The following is a 20,992-nucleotide window of genomic DNA, read 5'->3' on the forward strand; positions in this document are numbered from 1 at the left end:
ATCTGCTCTTTCTAACAAAATTAACACTTAATTAATTGCATTTTCTACACGACATATTTGTAATGTAAATTCTATCAAATCAAATCTATCTTATTAATAAATCTACCAATAGCAGCTTTGTCATTAAACATGAGCACATCCATAATTGATAACCAGGGTATAAATTCATTTTTCCCTTGTGGATAATCAATCGGATGGGAATTTACAAACTTAAGTGAGATATCTTTACTTAAAAAACTGTCACGATCGTATAAATTAACGCCCCCAATTGGATTGATATAAATATCGGCTGCTTCTTGACGACAGATGTCCAGAATACGCTCCTGACCTTTCAGGGTTGCGTTGTTATAAATGCGTGATGAATTAATGATTTCTACCTCAATAGAGAGGTAACGCGCAATCTCGCACAGACTATTAAGCAAAAATGCATCAAGTTTTGTTGCTGGATAATTAATCAGGTTTTCCAGCAAGATCGACACTTGAGCATAATAGGGTGCTTTACCATAAGCTTGGCGAATGGTGTTAAGCAACTTTGCACGCCAGTTCTGCTCATCATCCAATTCAATATCGCAAATCAACCTGTTCTGGCTGGCATGACGTAACGGTACAGTAAAGGTATATGCACTGCCATTCAACAATAGCCTGTTCCTGTTTATCCAGCCGCGGTTAATAAAATTTACATCATCAAACACGACGAATTTATCGGCTGCAGCCATTAGTTGGAAATAGCCGATATAAGGCAAAAAATAAGGTTGCATGATGGCGACAGTCGTCATGTGCGAATACTAGCCAATAATTAGCGAAAGGATGTAATCAACCTGCTGTTCGGATAAATCAGGATAAATCGGCAAGCAGATAACCTGTTCCGATACTCTCCTTGAAACAGGCAGATTTGACTCCGCTGCGGACGGCAAGCTCCGGTACATGGGGAAATCGCTAATCAATGGATAAAAATATCGACGAGCCTTCACGCCGTTATCTTGCAGTTTCTGATATAACTCATCACGACGAAGAGGGTACTCGGACTGAACCAGAATCGGAAAATAGGCATAATTAGCGACTTTCTCACCTTCCACTAACAGGCAATGAATCCCGGTTACCCCAGCCAGTGCTTGTCTGTATCGTGCGTCAATGGCCTTACGTTTTAACAAAGCTTCATCAATATTTTTTAGCTGTAATAATCCTAATGCAGCATTGAATTCACTCATTTTTCCGTTAATGCCTGGGGCAACTACTGTCACTTCGTCCACAAAACCAAAGTTTTTCAGATGATCAATGCGCTGCTTGGTTTTAGCGTCGTGGCAGACAATTGCACCACCCTCAAATGTATTGAACACTTTGGTAGCATGGAAACTCAGTACGGATAAGTCACCGTGATTGAGTACGCTGCCATCATTGCACTGCACACCAAATGCATGTGCGGCATCGTATATCACTTTCAATCCATAGTTGTCAGCGATACGCTCAATTCGATCTATATCGCATGGGTGTCCATAGCAGTGCACCGGCATGATGGCGGTAGTTTGCGGGGTAATTGCTGCTTCAATCTTGTTCGGATCGAGATTGAGTGTGTTCGGGTCAATGTCAACGAAGACAGGCTTAATGCCATTCCACAACAATGAGTGCGCAGTAGCCACAAATGAATACGGCGTTGTAATTACTTCTCCGGTTATTCGTAATGCCTGTAGCGCAGTAACAAGGGCAAGGGTGCCATTAGTAAACAGAGCAAGATGCTTTACGCCCAGATACTCACATAGCGCCCGTTCAAACTGCTGGTGGAAAGGGCCGCCATTGGTTAACCATCTGTTTTCCCAAATTTGTTCCAGATAGGGAATAAATTCCTCCAGCGGAGGCAGGTAAGGCTGCGTTACATAGATAGGTTGAGCGTCATCAGAATCTGTCAATTTCTAGCCCCTTAGTTCATGTTGTTAACATATCGGATGTCACTTCAAATGTTTCCGGTGGTAAACCTGCACTCCAGCGTTGCCACATTATATTTAAAGCGCGTTCCACCCCGGCTGCGACTATAGCAGGCTGGCCAGTAGTTGAACGGGTGAAGCGCTCCCTCAACTCAGCCCGAATGTCAGACAGAACTGTTAAATTCCCTGACCAATAGATGGCTTTCTGTATGAAATCCGCTGCATCGACTGCGATAAATTCCCTTAGATCAACATTGCTGAGAATTGAAGCGCCTGACCGACCAGCCGGTGTGCTACCTGCCAAGGTAAGTGTCGGCACGCCCATCCATAGAGCATGGAGGGTAGTAGTACCACCATTGTAAGGGAAAGTATCCAGGCATATATCTACTTGATTATGCAATCCCAAATAGCTATCCAAATCGCTACGAGCATAAAAAACCAGTCGGTTCTGTGTAATGCCTTCTTTGGCAAATTGCGCTATCAGCGCATTATGTTTTCCATCCAGAGCCATACCCCCTAACACTAAACGGGAATCGGGTAATTCACGCAGTAGTTTTGCCCAAAGTGCGATTACCGAACGGCTAAGTTTGCTAGGCCGATTAAAACTGCCAAAAGTGATATAACCATTACTTAGCGCAGGTAGTTCATTGATTGGCGGTGCATTTTTGCTAGGCAGGAAAGGCACGCTGGCGGGAATCTGTACGATTTTTTCTGTGAACTGATTGTCAAACTCGCCAGGAGGCAGAAATGATCTATCTGTTAAATAGTAATCCATTGCCTTTAAGCCAGTGGTACAGGGATAACCCATCCAGCTAACTTGTACAGGAGCTGGTTTACGTACAAAGGTTAGTAGTCTGTTATGTGCGGTATGGCCTGATAAATCTATTAATATATCTATCGCATCTGCACGAATCTTTTCTGCCAGTGCATCATCCGTCATGCCTGAAACCAGATTCCACTCGGTAAAATATTGCCGTAAACGCTGAGTGGTGACATCACTCATGACGTTATTGGTATATGCATACAGCGCTAATTGAGGATAGGTTGCCAGAAATGTGAGTGCCGGCTCGATAAAATACGCAACCGCATGATTGCGGAAATCACCTGAAACAAAACCTACCCGTAATTTGCGAGCAGTGTTTATTGTGTTGTGGAACGAAGGACGATTATCAAGGAAAGGGGGCTCAAACATTTCGCCAAATTTGCAGTGCTCGGCAAAAAGCTGTTTCGCATTAACCGTTGCATTTTGGCTGAGGCTGAACAGCAGGTTGCTGCGTACATCGGCAAGATTGGGATTAATCGTTAACGCGTGGCGATAATTAGCTTCTGCCTCATCCAATCGTCCTGAATCATGAAGTGTGCCCCCCAGATTGCTATAAGCATCAACAAAATCCGGGTTGAGCTCAATCGCCCGCCGGTAGCAGGCTTCAGCGTCATCTAGTTGCCCTAAATCCTTTAAACAGATGCCCAGATTATTATGCGCTCCGGCGAAATCAGGATTTATTTTCAATGCCTGGCGGTAATTGAACTCAGCCTCACGTAGTTGCCCCATATCTTTAAGCGTGACACCTAGATTGTTATAAACTTCAGCATAATCCGGTTTGAGCTGTAACGCTTTCCGGTAGCTAGCAGCAGCCTCACTGAGTCGACCAAGGCAGTGTAGCGTTATACCCAAATTGCTATGTGCGACAGCCCAGTTCGGTTTGATTTGCAGGGCTCGTCGATAACTGGTTTCTGCCTCATTGAGACGCCCCAGGTTATACAGAATGACACCCATATCGCTGTGCGTTTCGATATCGTTGGGCAATAGTGCAGCCGCTTTTTGTATGGTAATCAGCGCATCAGTATTTTTCCCCATCTGCAACAATGCCGAACTCAATATTTTCCAGCCAAACCCATGATATGGAAAGCGAACTGTCATTTGTTGGGCAAGGATTGCTGATTCAGGATATAAACCTTTATTAAACAGAACGGCAATAGATTTCATGTCCTGAGCACTGGGAGCTTTCCCCGCATTCTGATTGGGCTTATTAGAGGTTTTATTAGTTTTACCAGGCTTGGGTGTATTTTTTTTATCGGTTGGTAAAGTTTCAGGCGAAACCCCATTGTCCTTGGCAATATTCAGTTGCGTTTGCTGCTCAAGACGTGAGGACAACAACTCAACTCCATCCCCATTTAATCCATGACTCTGAGCAAGGGCAAGTACATCTCGAGCATCATGCAATTGTCCGGACTGGATAAGTGCATCGATGTAACTTAGCCAATACTGACCATTAGCAGGGTTGGCATCAAGTGCCGCCATAAAATACGCTAAGCTAGCAGATGGGTTGTGTCTGTGTAATTCTATGATACCTAAGTTGTGATTACTCTCAGCGTGCTTGGGGTAATTTTGCAAGATAGTCTGGTAGATATTTTCAGCTTCTACTAACTGGCCTGCCTGATGAAGGTTGACAGCTTGCTGAAGGGCTTGATCAATCGTCAGAAGCATAGCTTCTCCTGCCCCCACCTTATTTTTTATTTTAATTAACGTCATCGTGCAAGTTTATTCTATTTTAAACCTCAAAACACGATAATTACCTTTTCGCTATTCGATTTTTGAGCGACCAGAGTTAGCCGAATCCGTTTCATGGATAAATCTGAATTTTATAAAGTATCCCAGAAATCCATCTTATTGATATAAGAGTTCCATACAACTCATGCATCAAGACTAAGCAACACTCATATTGCTTAGTCTTGAATAGATTGCATAAATAGCTAATTAATTAGCCGAGTTGCTTGGACAGGTAGGCGCTCGTCTTATCCATGCTGCTTAGTAATACGTTAAGGCTACTGTATTGGGCTGAATATAACCTTTGCAGTGTGGTCATTCTGACTTCCAAACTATTAATTTGGTCGTTATATCCGGAAATAGACGTTTTAAGACTCGTGGTTCGTGTGTCGATCAAGCCACCGGGGGTCAGCGTAGACGAAGCCCACGAATCCAATCGAGTGGCAAAACCGGTAGAAGATGAAAACAAATTTGCAACATCGCTAAAGTTATTCGTCATCGCGGTATTAAGCTGGGTGCTGTCCAGCTTGAGCGTGCCATCCACTTGAAAACTGACACCCGCTTGTGCAAGCCAGGTCATCGTGCCACCGCTGGTTGGTGAATTAAAAATACCGCGTAATTGATCCTGAATAGCGCGTATCGCCCCATCACCCGCTAAAGTTCCTGCCGGTGTGCTGGCATCACCATATGCTGAGCGACTCTTAAGCTGGGCAGCCAATGCATTGTAAGCATCGACAAAACCAGATACCGCTGTATTAATTGCAGCAGTGTCATGCGCCACCGTTAACGTGGTGGGTGCTGTTGTAATGTTTTTAAGTGAAAGTGTAACGCCCTGGATAGCATCTGTGACCGAATTTGTGACACTGGTAACCGCAATCCCATTGACGGTCAGATTAGCATTCTGAGCTGCGACAGTCTGGTTCAAATTTTGTGTGCCGGCAGGATCATATGCCAGCAAATTATTGATGGTGCCATCGCCGCCACTTGTCGTGATTTTTAGACTATTGCTGACGCCTGAACTGCTTGAAGCCAAGGATAGTCGATAAGGTGTACCGCTACCATCATTGACGATAGTGGCCGTGACCCCAATATTGGCGGTATTAATCGCGTCTCTAATACCTTGTAGCGTATTGTTGGTCGCGTCTACAGTAATGCTTTTAGTTCCGCTGCCGTTTGTAGTAAATGTCGCACCACTGTATACGCCGCCAGTGAGTGTGCCTCCACTGATCGTCCCAAAATCAAATGTAACTGTTGTTGCTACACCATTACTAATAGCCGTAGAAGTGCTCGTTTGGCCAGCAGCGACCAGATTTTGCGCCTGTGCAAGCTGAGAAACGCTGACTGTATATGTACCCGGCACGGCTGTCGTATTTGCTGCAGCAGTAAATACGCTAGCATCAGAAGGAGTGGCAGAAAAAGCCTGAATATTGGTATTAATACCTTTGGCTGCAGCCTGAAAGCTTGAAATCAGTCCGCTGAGCGTGCCTAGAGATGAAATTTTAGCCTGGTAGCTGGTAATCTTTGTATTGAGTTTGTCGATTGGTTGACGCTCAACTGCCATTAACTGTGAAACCAGGGATTGAACATCAAGGGTGCCTGAGCTCGACGATGCGACAGCGGAAGTTGCCATGATGTTTTCTCCTGAATCTAAACCTTTTGGCTTAGTAGCAGACCTTGCTGCTGTTGATCTATAGATTGTGCGATCGCCAATGCAACCTTGGAAGGGATTTGCACAATCAACTGCCCTGTATCGGTATCAACCACTCTGACCACAGCTTGCTTGGTGCTGGCATCAACACTGAATTGCAGACTTGAATTTGCAAGCGACATACCGCGATTGATGCTGTCCACAGCCGTTTTTAACTGATGAGACGACGGTTGTTGAGAAGAGGGCGTAGGCGAGCTTGGAATATTGACGGGCGTAGCACTACTAATGCCTATGCCGGACTGTATAGGTTGTATGGCTGAATTCGTATTTTGGATGATCATCTCGATCTCCTTCACTGTAAAATCCTAACCGGTAATCCGGTTAGGATTTTCATTCTAGCTACTTAACGCAGTAATGACAACACGCTGTTTGGTGTCTGGTTAGCCTGTGCAAGCACTGCTGTTCCAGCTTGTTGCAGGATGTTGTTTTTCGCCATGGCTGCAGTTTCTGCCGCGTAGTCAGTATCCATAACCCGACTGTACGATGCGGACAGGTTAACCGACTGCACTTGCAAGTTGGCTACAGCAGAGGCTAAGGTTGCCATGTCAGCACCGTAACTGGCGCGAGCTGTTGATACAGCGCTGATGTCGGTATCAATCTGAGCAACTGTAGAAGTAGCGGTTGCTGCCAAAGTAGGCTTAGTACCAACACCGCTGACCGTGCCACCGTTAGAGTTCACTACTACAGAACCTGTGTTGCCAGCCAATGCGTTAATACGTGTGTTTTCAGCAACCAGTGCAGTAGCTTCAGCTTGACTGGTTAAGGTACCACCGCTTTGCACAGCCAGTTCACGTAAACGCTGCAAGTTAGCAGTGATTTGTGCCATGTAACCGTCGTTGGTTTGTGCGGTGGAGATACCATCGTTAGCATTACGTGCAGCCTGGTTTGCACCGCGAATCTGGCTATCATAACCTGTAGCAGTAACCAAACCGGTTGCATCGTCTTTCGCGCTGTTGATGCGCAGACCAGAAGACAAACGCTCTTGAGCCGTTTGCAATGCAAGGTTTGATTTGTTAAGAGCTTGACCTGCGAAGAGGGCTGCTACGTTGGTGTTGATGACTTGTGCCATGATAATTCTCCTTAAGTTACTGTGTTAGATAAATATGGCAACTGGGCCATGAACTACGGTTTGTCTTGCTTAGCGTGGCATTTGCTCCGCTGTTGTAATCTTTAACGGTTGCTCAAAATAAAACTTTAATCTGAATCTCAAGCTTGCGATCTTGTTTAGTGTTGCTGACCACGCTGCCTGCAAGATGTTTAACGAGAGCAATCTATAAAACTTTAGAAAAAGTTTTATTTTTTAAATAATTTCATTAAATATCAATGCAATAGGAGATTAAATAATTGAGGGGTGTGACCAAAAATAACCGCTAAGACAGTGCAAAAATAGTTTATTTATTTGCAATTAACACCAAATAATTGGTTATTGAGGGCAAAAAATCACCTAAATAATTTGTTAAATTTTATGATTCAGGCGAATGTAGTGGTAATAGATTGGGTTTTGGGTGTTTATAAATCGCATAGCACGCGAATATGGGCCGTAGCACTCCTGCCCAAGGCGTGTAATGCATAACCGCCTTCCAGAGTGGAAACGATACGTTGTTGTGCATATTGTGTGGCTAGCGCTTTGATCTGTTGTGTCACCCAGGTGTAATCAGCTTCGACCAGGCCGAGATTGGCCATGTCATCTTCACGATGCGCATCGAATCCCGCAGATATAAAAATCATTTCCGGTTTAAAAGCCTCCAGTTTTGGCAACCATGCTGAATTAACGGCATCTCGAAAGCCTTGGCTGTCCGTGCGCGCAGCTAACGGCACATTGATAATGTGATCATTACCACTATCAGCGCCACTATAGGGATAAAACGGATGCTGAAATGTGGAGCACAGCATTACCCGTGGGTCATCCTTGAATATATCTTCTGTGCCGTTACCATGGTGTACATCAAAATCCACAATAGCGACGCGTTTCAGGCCGTACTGCGCCATGGCGTGGGCAACGCCTACGGCGACATTATTAAATATGCAAAAACCCATGGATTGATTGCGAGTTGCATGGTGCCCGGGAGGGCGCACATTGCAAAATGCATTCTCGACTTGACCGCCCATCACCAGGTCGGTTGCCAGTACAGCTGCGCCAGCCGCGTGCAACGCAGCTTCAAGGGTATAAGGATTCATCGCAGTGTCGGGATCAAGGTAAATTAGCCCTTGCTGAGGCGCAGCGACCTTTATGCTGTGAATATACTCATGCGTATGTACGCGGGCTAATTGTTCTTCCGTTGCCCGAGGGGCGTCATGATGCTGAAGAAACGGGAAAATGCCTGAGGCGATGAGCTGGTCTTCAATAGCGGCGAGCCTGGCAGGTGACTCCGGGTGATCGTTGCCCATGTCATGCTTAAGACAGGCTGAGTGGGTGATGAATGCAGTTTGCACAAGCATTGTCCTTAGTGGTTTTTAATGAGACCGTTGCATGTTGTAGCGAGCGCAGTTTAGATGAGGCGGAAATCAGCGAAAAAGCGGAGTGTACAAGTAGTACATGAGCATTTTTGATGCTTATTTCCAACGAAATATGAACAAGCGCAGTAATCGCGCAAAGGTCTCTTGATATTTAAGCATAAATAAATCACTAATACAGCGGTGTAATAGAATGCGTCATATAAATCGTATATATTGATTAAAGGTAGTTGCGCAACGCGCAAATGGACAGTCTTGATGCACCATCATAGGTACTCTCATGGGTAAACATTATCTCAGCCCGCTGTTTTCTCCGCGTTCTGTTGCTGTAATTGGCGCCAGTAATCGCCCTGAATCAGTTGGGGGCGTGGTATTCAAGAATATGCTGGAGAGCGGTTACCAGGGCAAACTCTATCCCATTAATCCCAAAGATGCGGAAATCCAGGGGCAGCGTGCCTATGCCAGTATAGAAGAAATTGGTGACGGGATTGATTTGGCAGTGATAGCGACCAAAGCGGCAACCATACCTGCGATTATCGAAGCTTGCGGTAAGCATGGGGTACGCGCTGCGGTTATTCTATCTGCAGGATTCAGCGAGGCGGGGCCGCAGGGTATCGCACTTGAGCGTGCGGTTCTGGAAAATGCCCGGCGTTATGGCGTGCGTTTAATCGGGCCGAATTGCCTTGGCATCATGCGTCCATCGGTCGGTTTGAACGCTACATTCAGTAATGGTGGCGCAAAAGCGGGCAAACTGGCGCTAATTTCCCAATCCGGCGCGCTGTGTACGGCAATTCTGGACTGGGCACAGCCGAATGATGTCGGTTTTTCCAGCATCATTTCCATGGGTGCCACTGCTGACGTGGACTTTGGCGAGATACTCGATTACCTGGTATCGGATCCTCAAACTGAAAGTATCCTGCTGTACATCGAAGGCATCCATCATTCACGTAGCTTCATGAGTGCATTGCGTGCTGCAACGCGTTTTAAACCGGTAATTCTGGTGAAAGTCGGTCGTCACGAAGCCGGCTCCAAAGCGGCTTTTTCCCATACTGGCGCATTAGTGGGCGCTGATGATGTATTTGATGCGGCCTTACGCCGGGCCGGTGTCGTCCGCGTCGATACTATTGTGCAGTTATTTTCTGCAGCCAAGGCGCTATCAACACGTTTCCATCCGGCGGGGAACCGGCTTGCCATTGTGACCAACGGCGGCGGACCCGGAGTGATGGCCAGTGACCGCGCTGCTGATCTGGGTGTGAGCATGGCGGCGTTGGCTGAGGAAACTATCGCTAAATTAAACGCAGTGCTTCCGGAAACCTGGTCGCACGGCAATCCCGTTGATATTATTGGTGATGCGACTGCTGACCGCTACCGTGATGCCCTGACACTGTGCCTGCAAGATCCGGGCGTGGACGGCGTGCTGACTATATTAACGCCGCAAGCCATGACCAAACCTTTGCAAGCCGCGCAGGCAGTGATAGACGTGGCGAAACAATTCAACAAGCCTGTCGTTGCCTGCTGGATGGGGGAAGGGCAGGTGGCAGAGAGTCGATTAGCATTCACTCAAGCTAAAATTTCCAGTTTCCGCACGCCGGAACCGGCAGTAGAAATTTTCTCTTTTATCGGTGCTTATTACCATAATCAGAAACTGTTATTGCAGACCCCTGGTCCGCTGTCTCAGCATCAGGCTCCCGATGTGGAAGGCGCACGCTTGCTGATTGAAGGTGCGCTGGCAGATCGTCGTACGGTGCTGAATGAAATGGAATCCAAGGCGGTGCTGGCTGCATTTCACATTCCAATTGCCAGAACCGTGATTGCACGCACACCCAATGAGGCTTTGGTGCTTGCTGAGGAACTCGGGTTGCCTGTGGTGATGAAAATCAACTCACCGGATATCTCGCATAAATCAGATTCCGGCGGGATACGCCTGAATCTGGGTAATGCCCAGGCGGTCAGAGCGGCCTATCATGAGATTATTCAGGCAGTACAAACTAACCGTCCCAATGCTCGCGTCGACGGGGTCGTGATCGAGCCTATGGCTGTCAAGCCTAATGGCCGTGAATTAATGATTGGTGTCACTACCGATCCGGTATTTGGCCCGGTTATTACCTTCAGTGCCGGAGGTGTTATGGTTGAAGTACTGGGAGATCGGGCTGTGGCGTTGCCGCCGCTCAACGGTTTTCTGGTGCGAGACATGATTAGCCGCACCCGGGTTGCGAAACTGCTCGGCGCTTTTCGACACATGCCTCCAATTGATATGGCGGCGCTGGAAGATGTATTGCTACGTGTTTCGGAGATGGTCTGTGAATTGCCCTCGATCAAGGAAATGGATATCAATCCGCTGATAGTTGATGAGCATGGTGTTATTGCTGTCGATGCACGCTTTTCAGTAGGTTTTCCCGCGCCGTCTACGCATCGTTATGCACATATGGCCATACACCCTTACCCGACCCACCTTATTAGCCATTGGCAACTGCCCGATGGTTCGGATGTTGTGATACGCCCAATCCGCCCGGAAGATGCTGAATTGGAACAGATTTTTGTACGCGGCCTATCAGAAGAAGCCAAGTATTTTCGTTTCATGGATTCGCTGCAGGAACTCACGCAGAATATGCTGGTACGTTTCACCCAAATTGATTACGACCGGGAAATGGCACTTGTTGCCGTACTGGAGCAGGATGATAATCAGGAAGTTGAGTTGGGTGTATGCCGTTACATTACCAATCCTGATGGCGATAGCTGCGAATTTGCGCTGGTCGTAGCAGATGAATGGCAGCACAAAGGCATAGGCAACAAACTAATGGTCAGTTTAATGGATGTTGCGATTTCCAAAGGTCTGGAAATCATCGAGGGCGAAGTAATGGCAAGTAATCACGCCATGCTTGCACTGGTTGAACGACTGGGGTTTGCAATCAGTACCAGTGATGAAGACATTTCCATTAAACGAGTATATAAAACGCTATAACCCACATTTATGAAAGAACATACAATGCAAATCACCATTCCTGATATTGATCTGATCTGTGACGAACAAGAAATTTACGAACAGTTACTGCCGATGGATCAGGCAAAAATTCTCGAACTGGGTTGTGGCAAGGCAGATAAGACGCGGGCTATTGCCAAGGCGGGCAGGGTGGCCTCCATACTTGCACTTGAAGTGGATGCCATACAGCATGCAAATAACCTGATGGTGACGGATTTGCCTAACGTCTGTTTTGAAGCCGGATGTGCAGAAGATATTCCGGTTGCCGATAACAGCATGGATATTGTATTAATGTTCAAATCGTTGCATCACGTGCCTATGAACAAAATGGATCAAGCGCTTAAGGAAATCCATCGCGTGCTCAAGCCGGGTGGGCTGGCTTATATATCAGAACCAATTTATGCAGGTGAATTCAACGAGATACTGCGGTTGTTTCATGATGAAAAGCAAGTTAGGGAGGCCGCATTTGCAGCCGTGGAACGTGCGGTTTCATCTGAATTGATGACGTTAGTTACCCAAAAATTCTTTAAAACCACCATGCATTTTGATGATTTTGCGCAATTCGAAGACAAAATCATCAAGGTAACTCACACTAATCACTCTTTATCCCCTGAATTATTAGATGCCGTCTATACTAAATTCATGCGCCATATGACCACAGCCGGTGCAGATTTTTTTATGCCGATACGAGTTGATTTACTGCGTAAACCGTCTTAAGTTTCATAGCGTCGGGTGGTATGTATCCACTCTGAAGGAGTTCAAGCCACAGCTCAGTATAGTCGATGTCGGATAGCCAACCCGCAATAATCAGCGTAACTGTCCCTATCACAGCTAATGGCCAAAACTGAGTGATGAGCAAATGGAATGGTGTGCCTTCAAGAAATACGCCGCGCAATACCACCAGGAAATAACGCATAGGGTTCAGTAGCGTTAAGTCTTGTACTAAAGCCGGTATATTTCTGACTGTGAATAGCGAATTTGGATCTTAGCAGGATTGGGACGGGTAAACAGTATTAACATAATTCAACCTGACTTCCCATAATGTATATTATGTTAAATAAAATGTTAGCAATCTTTAAATCCTCGAAAAATTAGCAACAACCTCGACTACAGCAGGCGTAAAATATACGGATAATATTAAATATGCTCGATCAATATGACCAATATTAAGGATGATGTAATGGATGGCGCATGGTTGCTGACTGTGTTGGATGGCTCTTTCAGTGAAATTTATATTGTTGATTGCACAACTCGGCGTTTCATTCATGTTAATGAATCTGCACAAGAAAATCTGCAGTATACGATGACTCAATTGGAAGTAATGTCGCCATTAGATATTGCTCCGGAATTAACTGAGGCATCATTAAAGAAGATTCTTCATCCGCTACGCGAAGGCATTACTGATCGAGTAACTTTTCAAACTGTGCATCGTCGACGTGACGGTTCAACATACCCTATTGAATTCAGGCTGTTCCGGTCACCAGAACACACTACGCCAGTCTTTATCGCCATTGGTAATGATATTAGCCAGCATCAGGCTGCCGCGGTTGCTTTGCAGCTCAGCGAGTTGCGTTACCAGGCTATCGTTTCCAACATCCCGGGTCTCGTGTACCAATTCTTACGCCGCTCTAACGACAATATCGAATTTACTTATGTCAGTGATCGTTGTGAGGACTTGCTTGGCATCACAGCAAACGAACTAAAGAACAACCCTGACCTGTTTTTGGACTTAATCATGAACGAAGACAGAGTTAGTTATCTTGAATCCATGCAATTCTCCGCACAGCAACTACTCACCTGGAACTGGAAAGGCAGAATCTGGATTGAAGCCTGGCAAGATATCAAGTGGATCGATATACGTGCTACCCCAAGTGCAATGCCTGATGGCACAGTCGTATGGGATGGTGTCATTACTAATATCACGCAAACCAAGCTTGAGGAAATCGAGGCCAAGCGTTCCAGTGAACGCCTGGCTGAATTATCTGCCCATATTCAACAGGTTAAAGAGCAGGAGCGCATGCGCATCGCGCGTGAGGTGCATGATGATCTGGGTGGGAACCTGACCGCCATCAAAATGGCTCTCACTCTGGTGAAACGCAGAGTTGCTGAAGAAGATACGGTAATGATCGAAAAAGTGAACTATATTGATACATTAGCTGATCGCACCATAGAATCGGTACACCGTATTGCAGGTGATTTACGGCCAAGCATACTCGACTTTGGTATCGTTGCTGCCATTGAATGGCAGTCTCAGGAGTTTAAGCGGCAAATGGGTATTCCATGTAATTTCTCCAGCACCGATGAAGACATAGAGCTCAATGCGGATCAAGCCACTGCCCTCTTCCGCGTTTTCCAGGAAGCGCTAACCAATATTAGCAAACACGCGCATGCTACTCAGGTAAACGTTAATTTGAAACGAATTAAAAACAGTATTACATTAGATATTGCAGATAATGGCCGAGGTATGGAACAATCTGATAGACTAAAACCTCAGTCATTTGGCATACGCGGCATGATGGAGCGCGTAGGCTCATTAGGTGGCAAATTATCGATAACTGCAAGCCCAAGCGCCGGCAGTTTAATCTCAATTCAAATCCCGCTAAATTAAAGCAATTATGACATCGCAAAAAGCTATACGTGTATTTATTGTTGACGATCACGCTATCGTCCGTGAAGGTTTGAAACAAATTCTGGCTGACACTTCCGACCTCGTTGTGGCTGGTGATGCTGAAACCGGACATGAGGCTATACAGTTAGCCCGACAAGGGAAATACGATGTGCTCCTGCTGGATATTTCCATGCCTGATCGTAGTGGTATCGAAATCTTGAAGCAGATCAAAAAAGAAGCGCCGGATATCGCTGTATTGATGCTTTCAATGCATCGCGAAGACCAGTACGCTATCCGCTCTCTGAAAGCGGGAGCGGCTGGTTACCTGAATAAACAGAGCGCGCCTGCTGAGTTAGTAGTGGCCATTCGCGAGGTGATTGCCGGACGTAAATACATCAGTAACGCACTGGCTCAAGAACTCGCAAATCAAGTTGGTGGAAACCACCAGACGGCGTTACACGAAACGCTATCTGATCGCGAATATCAGACAATGACCATGATAGCCTCGGGTAAGTGCGTGAGTGATATAGCTACCGAGTTAAATCTGTCTGTTAAAACCGTCAGTATGTACCGTGCTCGATTGTTGCAAAAGATGAAATTAAAAAACAACGCAGAACTCATGCACTACGCGATGAAGAATCGACTAGTCGATTAAAAAACAATATAACATTTTGATTTTTAATAACATTAGAATTTTACGTGAAATATTTTCATGTTTTTTATTCTAAAGCCCTAAAGTAATCCATTTTTATGCCGTTAATTACTTGATTGCGTTTTTTGTGCTCGGTGTATCATTCTCTTAACTGGAATTGATAACCGTGCATAGAAAAGAGCGCGATCATGAAAAAAACACCTCAAAATGAAGCCCCGCAAAATCCTGCAGAAATTGCTCGCGAAGCCTTCCGACAGCTTGCCATGCAGCGCATTGCACCTACACCCGAAGCGTATCGCGAAGCCTACAATGAAATTGCCGGAACTCAGGATGCGTTAAGCGCTGAACAAATCCTGACCAGCTTTGCCGGAAAACTGACTCAACTCACTGGCGAAACATCCATTTTTGGCAAGCGGCTACGCCGCGCAGCAGAAGCGAATGACTGGCAAGAGTACGACTCTGGCCTTTCTTCCCTGGTTGAAGAGCAAATCAAGCCAGCCTCCCTGCCCGCTGCGCCCGCACCAGTCAGTGCTGTTGTCAAGAAGGTCATGCCAAGCGATGGCCAGCAAACGCAATTATTACGTGAATTACTGACCCGCACCCTCACCTTTGCCGTTGCATCATTATTGTCGAACATACCGGAACTTGCAGAAGAATCCGAAGCTCTGGGTACTGCGATCAAGGATGCGCGAACTGATGAGGAACTGAGTGAGATTGGCAATCGCCTGAAGCAGTTATGTTTTCGCATAGAACTGAAAAGCGGTGATATCGCCGAGCAACAGGATCTGTTGTTGCGCTTATTCAGATTGCTGCTGGATAACGTAAGTTACTTGCTGGATGATGATAGCTGGTTACGTGGTCAGATCGATGTGGTGCAGAACCTGATCGCCGGCCCTATTAACCACCGCTCATTAGAAGATGCTACGCAAAGCCTTAAGGAAGTCATCTACAAGCAAGGCACGCTAAAAGACAGTTTGTCCGAGGCAAAGATCACAGTCAAAAACATGATTACGATCTTTATTGATCGGTTAGGCGCTATCGCAACCAGCACTGGCGATTACCACGGCAAGATCGATACCTATACGCAAAAAATCGCCAAGGCTGAACATATCAGCGAACTCAATACCATACTTGATGACGTGATGCGTGATACGCGCACCATACAAGCGGAAGCTTTGCAATCTCGCGATGAAATGCTGGTCGCACGTGAAGAGGTGCAAGCGGCCGAAGCGCGCATTCATGCACTTGAGGCCGAGTTGGCCGAGATAAGCGCTCTGGCTAGCCACGACCAGCTCACCAATAGCCTCAACCGTCGTGGTCTTGATGATGCATTTGAGCGCGAACAGGCCCGTGCAGATCGCCACGGAACTGCGCTAAGTGTCGCTATGCTCGATATCGATGATTTCAAGAAATTAAATGACACACATGGTCATGAAGCAGGGGATGAAGCATTAATACACGTTGTGCGTATCATCAAAGACACCTTGCGCTCAATGGATGTAATCGGTCGCTTTGGTGGCGAAGAATTCGTTGTAGTGTTACCCGACACCCCGCTAAGCGAGGGTATGGCGGTAGTTTCACGGCTGCAAAAAGAGCTTACCAAACGTATTTTCATGTACAACAATCAAAAACTCTTCCTGACGTTTAGTGCTGGAGTGGCAACGCGCAATCCAGAAGAGAATTTGCTCGATACGATTAAACGCGCTGATGCGGCTATGTATAAAGCAAAAAAATCGGGAAAGAATCGCGTGATAGCTGCCGAATAAGCTTCCTGGAACAATTAAAGCGAGCAGAAACAACAGTAACTGCCAGCCTCTGTGCAGCAGTTGCGAAAATTCTGCTTGTGCTGCGCACGGCCTAATTTAGCCACCATGTTGAATACACACATAAATTAATACCCAGCTAGAGTCCGTTAATGAAAATTACCGCAAAAGGCTAAATATATGGGTTTAGATGCCGCTAATATAATTACAAGTACAACAATGTGCTATCAGCATAGCTACTAGTGAATTTAATTAATTCAGCATAAGGATGAAATCATGTTTGGTACAGCACGCAGTGGCGCAAATGCTTATGCAAAAGTGGATATGGAAACCGGGGTCTTAGCCGCATCACCACAAAAACTGATCGTTATGCTGTTTGATGGCGCAAAACTGGCGATAGACCGCGCTTATTTGCACACCCAGAACCATGACATTGCTGCCAAAGGCCGTGCTATCTCGCATGCCATATCGATTATCAATGACGGTTTACGTGCAAGTTTAAACAAAAAAGTAGGTGGAGAAATCGCCTTAACGCTGGATTCGTTATATGAATATATGTGCAACCGGTTGCTCGAAGCCAATCTGAAAAACGATCTTGCCATACTGACTGAAATTGCGGGATTAGTTGATGAATTGCGTGGTGCATGGCTAGCGATTGAAAATACCAACATCAATTCAGCGCCAATCACAGCACCCGTTAACGTCAACCAGTTTGACCCACTCTCCCCCCGTGCTACATCTTCCCTGAGGGCGTAACCATCATGAACAGTGAAGAAGTCATTAGCCTGTATGAAGCCGTTGCCGTTATCACTAAACAGATGTTGACGGCTGCTCGTCAAGGCGAATGGGAGCAACTTACCGCGTTAGAAAGTAATTGCGCAGGTCATATTCATACGCTGCAAATGGGGGAAGCACCTGTCAAACTCAGCAGTGAATTGCGATCCCGCAAATTGGCAGTCATTAAACAAATACTGGCTGATGATCGTGCAATACGAGATATTACCGAACCCTGGATGGCTCAACTCTCCAATCTGATAAATAGTGGCAATACAGAGCGGAAACTGTCCATGACTTACGGTAATCATCAAGCGTATTAATCATGTTATTTCCGTTGCCGGAACCCACTGGCACCCGACCTGTAACATTGATTCATGCCTTATTGCCTACCTCCCCGCTTGGGGATATACGAGAAGAAGTATTACATCGGCTGACCCAGATCAATCTGGGTCAGCAATTAGAAGCCGATGTTCAGGCCAAATTAACCGATGGCAGCTTTCTGGTTAAAATTGCGGACGCAACTGCCCGCATGAATTTACCGGCATCAACAGGCGTAGGTGAAAAACTCACGCTTACACTGATAGGAAAAGAGCCTCGTCCTACCTTTTTACTTAATACTGATCCGGAGCTAGCAACACCGATCTCCACAAGCAGCACAACCTCATTGAGCAACACAGCAAAACTGATCGACAACCTGCTGCACAATTTACCCAACAGCACCCAGTCAAGTCCTGTAATAGGCAAATCACCGATAGTCCCGCTAGCTGATTTTTCGACACCCCAATTGGCAAATGCATTACAGGATACGCTTACGAAAACAGGCGTATTTTATGAATCGCATTTAAATCAGTGGGTAAACGGGCAAAGAACGCTGGCGGAGATTAAACAAGAACCGCAAGCTCAGCTAATCAGTCAATTTGCCACGATGGTCACAGAGCCTAAAGCCACACAGGCTAGTAGTGAAACTACCGTCCCAACACTCACCCAGCCTCTCGCCCAATTAGTTAATCAGCAGTTACAGACCCTCGAGCAAAATCGCATTATCTGGCAAGGCGAGGTTTGGCCCGGTCAAACCATGCAATGGGAGGTAAGTGAAGACCCCCCTGAAACGAGCCATGCTCAAGAACAAACTTCGTGGCGCAGTGATGTACGTTTTGAAATGCCGCAATTGGGCACAATTACAGCAACGTTACGTCTCAGTGGTGAGCGCCTTACAATGCAAATTCATGCCGACACAGAAGCCGCCGCCGCTCAACTAAAGTCACACGGTAATAAACTGAATGATGCGTTAGCCGCGGCCGGCATACCGCTGGACGGATTGCTGGTTAAATCAAATGAATAAACCGCTACCATCCGCAGTTGCACTGGCATACCAAACAGGTGATGCCGCCCCTAAAGTTGTCGCCAAGGGCAAAGGTTTGATTGCGGAAGAAATCATTGCTCGCGCCAGAGCTAACGGGGTATTTGTGCACGAATCCAAAGAACTGGTTTCACTGCTTATGCAAGTGGATCTTGATCAGCACATCCCGCCTGCTTTATACCGTGCCGTAGCAGAATTGCTCGCCTGGCTGTATCGTATTGAGAATGGACAAAAATCCACGCTTGATGACGCGTCTCAGCTATAATAATCAAACATTTTTGACCTAGCGATTTGACCATGCCCCCTATTCAGCCTGAACTTGGTACCGAAAATCAAAGCCTGTACCAAATCCATTCACGCCGCGAAATATTAAGCCTGCTGCAAGGTATTAAGGATCAGCATCAATTGATTACCATGGTAATCAACGGTGGTGCGGAGGTCGTGGTCACATCTATATTGGATATAGATGACAAGAAAAACCTGGTTTTTATTGACTGCGCCCCAAGCGCTCTCATCAATCAGCGCGTTCTCGAGTCCGATGATATCGAGTTCGAATCCACTTTGGATAAAGTAAGGATTTCCTTTTTCGCTTCTCAGGTTACCGAGTGCACCCAGGATGGGCAACCTTCATTATGCATAAGCGTGCCACCCGTTTTAATTCGCCTGCAACGTCGTGAGTATTTCCGGGTTAATACACCTGCTGGTCAGCAAGTTCATTGCAAAATTCCATTGGCTGAAGGATTTCATACGGTGTCTGTAGTCGACATTAGCGGTGGTGGCATTGCCATACTTGATGAAAAACGCCTGTTGGAAACCCAAGTCGGCCAAACGTATCAGAACTGCCAGATTGATCTGCCTGAAAATGGAACAATCAATGTCACATTAAAAGTTTGCAATACACAAGACTTCAGCTTGGCTAATGGCAAAACCAATCGCCGTTTAGGATGTGAATTTGTGCATATGGCACCAGGCATGCTAACAATGGTACAACGCTACATTATGCAGCTAGAGCGTGAACGTAATGCCCGCATGCATGGCATGGTTTAAGCTACAAAGTTTAATCCTTATAAATATAAAAACTGTGGAACTGCCGTTTGCCCAATAATCGCCCGCTCACCGTATTGCAACTACTCCCTGCGTTACATGCTGGTGGCGTCGAACGCGGCACCCTGGAAATAGCCCGATATCTGGTACAAAACGGACACCGCTCGCTAGTCATGTCTGCGGGTGGTCGCATGGAGTCGCAACTGATATCCGAAGGTTCAACCCATTTCAATTGGGATATTGGTAAAAAATCCCTGCTTACATTACGTTTAGTGCCACGCTTACGGCGACTCTTAATCGAGCAGAAAGTTGATATTCTCCACTTGCGCTCACGCATGCCCGCCTGGATAGGTTACCTTGCCTGGCGTAGCATGGATCCCGCCACGCGCCCGAAACTGGTCACCACCGTACACGGTGCCTATACCGTGAATGCCTATAGTGCTGTCATGACCAAAGGCGAACGTGTCATCGCCGTTTCAAACACCATTCGTAACTACATACTCACAAATTATCCGCAAGTTAACCCGGAAATTATCCGTCTCATTTATCGAGGGGTTGATCCGCAGGAATTCCCGCGTGGCTATCAACCAGATAATGCATGGCTGCAAAAATGGCGGAAAGATTACCCGCAACTGATCGGTAAAACTGTAATCACCCTGCCAGGCCGTATTACACGCTGGAAAGGCCAACTGGATTTTATTCAGCTCATGGCTCGTTTGAAGTATGCGGGTCTAAACGTCCATGGCCTAATCGTCGGTGAAGCCGACCCAAAAAAACAGGCTTTCTTACAGGAACTGAAAACGCAAATCAGCACGTTGAGTCTGGATATGGACATTAGCTTGATTGGCCATCGTACTGATTTGAAAGAAGTTATGGCTGTATCCGATCTTGTACTTTCGCTTTCGCAGGATCCTGAAGCATTTGGGCGCACCACACCTGAAGCGCTCACGCTCGGCATTCCGGTAATTGGATACAATCATGGTGGCGTTGGCGAGGTGCTGCAGGCACTCTTTCCCGAAGGGCTCGTGCCATTATGTGATTTGGATATGCTGCAACAAACCGTTCAGCGCTGCCTGTCCCACCCATACTCGATAGCAGAGAATCAGACCTTTACTTTGGTTAATATGCAATCAAGCACGCTTGCCGCGTATCGAGAACTTATCGATAAATAAGTTTGTT

At 46.4% G+C, this 20,992-nt stretch carries 18 protein-coding genes; 11 read left to right on the top strand and 7 right to left on the bottom strand.

The features are described from left to right. Positions 1 to 74: 74 nt before the first annotated feature. The 7 genes from EJE49_RS12125 to EJE49_RS12155 form a co-directional block, all read right to left on the bottom strand. Positions 75 to 776 (bottom strand): WbqC family protein, encoded by a 702-nt coding sequence (locus EJE49_RS12125; RefSeq protein WP_124951195.1) that lies wholly within the window; start codon positions 774 to 776, stop codon positions 75 to 77. Between the two features lie 9 nt (positions 777 to 785). Beyond that, positions 786 to 1,904: a dTDP-4-amino-4,6-dideoxy-D-glucose aminotransferase VioA gene (gene vioA / locus EJE49_RS12130; protein WP_124951197.1), complete on the bottom strand. Its 1,119-nt coding sequence runs from the start codon at positions 1,902 to 1,904 to the stop codon at positions 786 to 788. Positions 1,905 to 1,920: 16 nt separating this feature from the next. Further along, positions 1,921 to 4,452, bottom strand: coding sequence for a tetratricopeptide repeat protein (locus EJE49_RS12135; RefSeq protein ID WP_124951199.1), 2,532 nt, complete (start codon positions 4,450 to 4,452; stop codon positions 1,921 to 1,923). A gap of 229 nt (positions 4,453 to 4,681) precedes the next feature. Beyond that, entirely contained in the window at positions 4,682 to 6,097 is a 1,416-nt protein-coding gene (gene fliD / locus EJE49_RS12140) for a flagellar filament capping protein FliD (protein WP_124951201.1), read from the bottom strand. 17 nt (positions 6,098 to 6,114) lie between these two features. After that, positions 6,115 to 6,456 carry a flagellar protein FlaG gene (locus EJE49_RS12145; RefSeq protein ID WP_124951203.1) on the bottom strand — a complete coding sequence of 114 codons (342 nt, stop codon included), beginning with the start codon at positions 6,454 to 6,456 and terminating at the stop codon, positions 6,115 to 6,117. 62 nt (positions 6,457 to 6,518) lie between these two features. Then, positions 6,519 to 7,244: a flagellin N-terminal helical domain-containing protein gene (locus EJE49_RS12150; protein ID WP_124951205.1), complete on the bottom strand. Its 726-nt coding sequence runs from the start codon at positions 7,242 to 7,244 to the stop codon at positions 6,519 to 6,521. A gap of 440 nt (positions 7,245 to 7,684) precedes the next feature. After that, the gene (locus tag EJE49_RS12155) at positions 7,685 to 8,608 is read right to left on the bottom strand and encodes a histone deacetylase family protein (protein ID WP_124951207.1); all 924 of its coding nucleotides are present in this window, start codon (positions 8,606 to 8,608) and stop codon (positions 7,685 to 7,687) included. Between the two features lie 301 nt (positions 8,609 to 8,909). On the opposite strand from EJE49_RS12155, the gene EJE49_RS12160 reads away from it, so the two are divergent. The 11 genes from EJE49_RS12160 to EJE49_RS12210 all read left to right on the top strand — a co-directional run bounded on the left by EJE49_RS12160 (position 8,910) and on the right by EJE49_RS12210 (position 20,985). Further along, entirely contained in the window at positions 8,910 to 11,591 is a 2,682-nt protein-coding gene (locus tag EJE49_RS12160) for a bifunctional acetate--CoA ligase family protein/GNAT family N-acetyltransferase (RefSeq protein WP_124951209.1), read from the top strand. Between the two features lie 24 nt (positions 11,592 to 11,615). Next, positions 11,616 to 12,326, top strand: a complete 711-nt coding sequence (locus tag EJE49_RS12165; protein ID WP_124951881.1) for a class I SAM-dependent methyltransferase — start codon at positions 11,616 to 11,618, stop codon at positions 12,324 to 12,326. A 463-nt stretch (positions 12,327 to 12,789) separates the two neighbouring features. Beyond that, a complete protein-coding gene (locus EJE49_RS12170; RefSeq protein ID WP_124951883.1) occupies positions 12,790 to 14,217 on the top strand; it encodes a PAS domain-containing sensor histidine kinase in 1,428 nt (475 codons plus the stop codon). A gap of 7 nt (positions 14,218 to 14,224) precedes the next feature. After that, positions 14,225 to 14,872: a response regulator gene (locus EJE49_RS12175; protein ID WP_124951211.1), complete on the top strand. Its 648-nt coding sequence runs from the start codon at positions 14,225 to 14,227 to the stop codon at positions 14,870 to 14,872. Between the two features lie 185 nt (positions 14,873 to 15,057). Beyond that, complete coding sequence (locus tag EJE49_RS12180) at positions 15,058 to 16,635, top strand: GGDEF domain-containing protein (RefSeq protein ID WP_124951213.1); 1,578 nt, start codon at positions 15,058 to 15,060, stop codon at positions 16,633 to 16,635. A 273-nt stretch (positions 16,636 to 16,908) separates the two neighbouring features. Continuing rightward, on the top strand, positions 16,909 to 17,388 hold the full coding sequence (gene fliS / locus EJE49_RS12185) for a flagellar export chaperone FliS (RefSeq protein ID WP_124951215.1): 480 nt from the start codon (positions 16,909 to 16,911) through the stop codon (positions 17,386 to 17,388). Positions 17,389 to 17,393: 5 nt separating this feature from the next. Continuing rightward, on the top strand, positions 17,394 to 17,729 hold the full coding sequence (locus EJE49_RS12190) for a flagellar protein FliT (RefSeq protein WP_124951217.1): 336 nt from the start codon (positions 17,394 to 17,396) through the stop codon (positions 17,727 to 17,729). A 2-nt stretch (positions 17,730 to 17,731) separates the two neighbouring features. Then, positions 17,732 to 18,751: a flagellar hook-length control protein FliK gene (gene fliK / locus EJE49_RS12195; protein WP_124951219.1), complete on the top strand. Its 1,020-nt coding sequence runs from the start codon at positions 17,732 to 17,734 to the stop codon at positions 18,749 to 18,751. Continuing rightward, positions 18,744 to 19,034, top strand: coding sequence for an EscU/YscU/HrcU family type III secretion system export apparatus switch protein (locus EJE49_RS12200; protein ID WP_124951221.1), 291 nt, complete (start codon positions 18,744 to 18,746; stop codon positions 19,032 to 19,034). The genes fliK and EJE49_RS12200 overlap by 8 nt, the downstream gene beginning before the upstream one ends. A gap of 32 nt (positions 19,035 to 19,066) precedes the next feature. Continuing rightward, a complete protein-coding gene (locus EJE49_RS12205) occupies positions 19,067 to 19,816 on the top strand; it encodes a flagellar brake protein (RefSeq protein ID WP_124951223.1) in 750 nt (249 codons plus the stop codon). Between the two features lie 47 nt (positions 19,817 to 19,863). Beyond that, the gene (locus EJE49_RS12210) at positions 19,864 to 20,985 is read left to right on the top strand and encodes a glycosyltransferase family 4 protein (RefSeq protein WP_124951225.1); all 1,122 of its coding nucleotides are present in this window, start codon (positions 19,864 to 19,866) and stop codon (positions 20,983 to 20,985) included. Positions 20,986 to 20,992: the final 7 nt, after the last annotated feature.

The sequence above is a fragment of the Sulfuriferula thiophila genome (assembly GCF_003864975.1).
Classification (GTDB): domain Bacteria; phylum Pseudomonadota; class Gammaproteobacteria; order Burkholderiales; family Sulfuriferulaceae; genus Sulfuriferula; species Sulfuriferula thiophila.

Coding starts and splice junctions, on each gene's coding strand:
- EJE49_RS12125 (WP_124951195.1), bottom strand. CDS start 776: ATGACGACTGTCGCCATCATGCAACCTTATTTTTTGCCTTATATCGGC.
- EJE49_RS12135 (WP_124951199.1), bottom strand. CDS start 4,452: ATGACGTTAATTAAAATAAAAAATAAGGTGGGGGCAGGAGAAGCTATG.
- fliD (WP_124951201.1), bottom strand. CDS start 6,097: ATGGCAACTTCCGCTGTCGCATCGTCGAGCTCAGGCACCCTTGATGTT.
- EJE49_RS12145 (WP_124951203.1), bottom strand. CDS start 6,456: ATGATCATCCAAAATACGAATTCAGCCATACAACCTATACAGTCCGGC.
- EJE49_RS12150 (WP_124951205.1), bottom strand. CDS start 7,244: ATGGCACAAGTCATCAACACCAACGTAGCAGCCCTCTTCGCAGGTCAA.
- EJE49_RS12160 (WP_124951209.1), top strand. CDS start 8,910: ATGGGTAAACATTATCTCAGCCCGCTGTTTTCTCCGCGTTCTGTTGCT.
- EJE49_RS12165 (WP_124951881.1), top strand. CDS start 11,616: ATGCAAATCACCATTCCTGATATTGATCTGATCTGTGACGAACAAGAA.
- EJE49_RS12170 (WP_124951883.1), top strand. CDS start 12,790: ATGGATGGCGCATGGTTGCTGACTGTGTTGGATGGCTCTTTCAGTGAA.
- EJE49_RS12175 (WP_124951211.1), top strand. CDS start 14,225: ATGACATCGCAAAAAGCTATACGTGTATTTATTGTTGACGATCACGCT.
- EJE49_RS12180 (WP_124951213.1), top strand. CDS start 15,058: ATGAAAAAAACACCTCAAAATGAAGCCCCGCAAAATCCTGCAGAAATT.
- fliS (WP_124951215.1), top strand. CDS start 16,909: ATGTTTGGTACAGCACGCAGTGGCGCAAATGCTTATGCAAAAGTGGAT.
- EJE49_RS12190 (WP_124951217.1), top strand. CDS start 17,394: ATGAACAGTGAAGAAGTCATTAGCCTGTATGAAGCCGTTGCCGTTATC.
- fliK (WP_124951219.1), top strand. CDS start 17,732: ATGTTATTTCCGTTGCCGGAACCCACTGGCACCCGACCTGTAACATTG.
- EJE49_RS12200 (WP_124951221.1), top strand. CDS start 18,744: ATGAATAAACCGCTACCATCCGCAGTTGCACTGGCATACCAAACAGGT.
- EJE49_RS12205 (WP_124951223.1), top strand. CDS start 19,067: ATGCCCCCTATTCAGCCTGAACTTGGTACCGAAAATCAAAGCCTGTAC.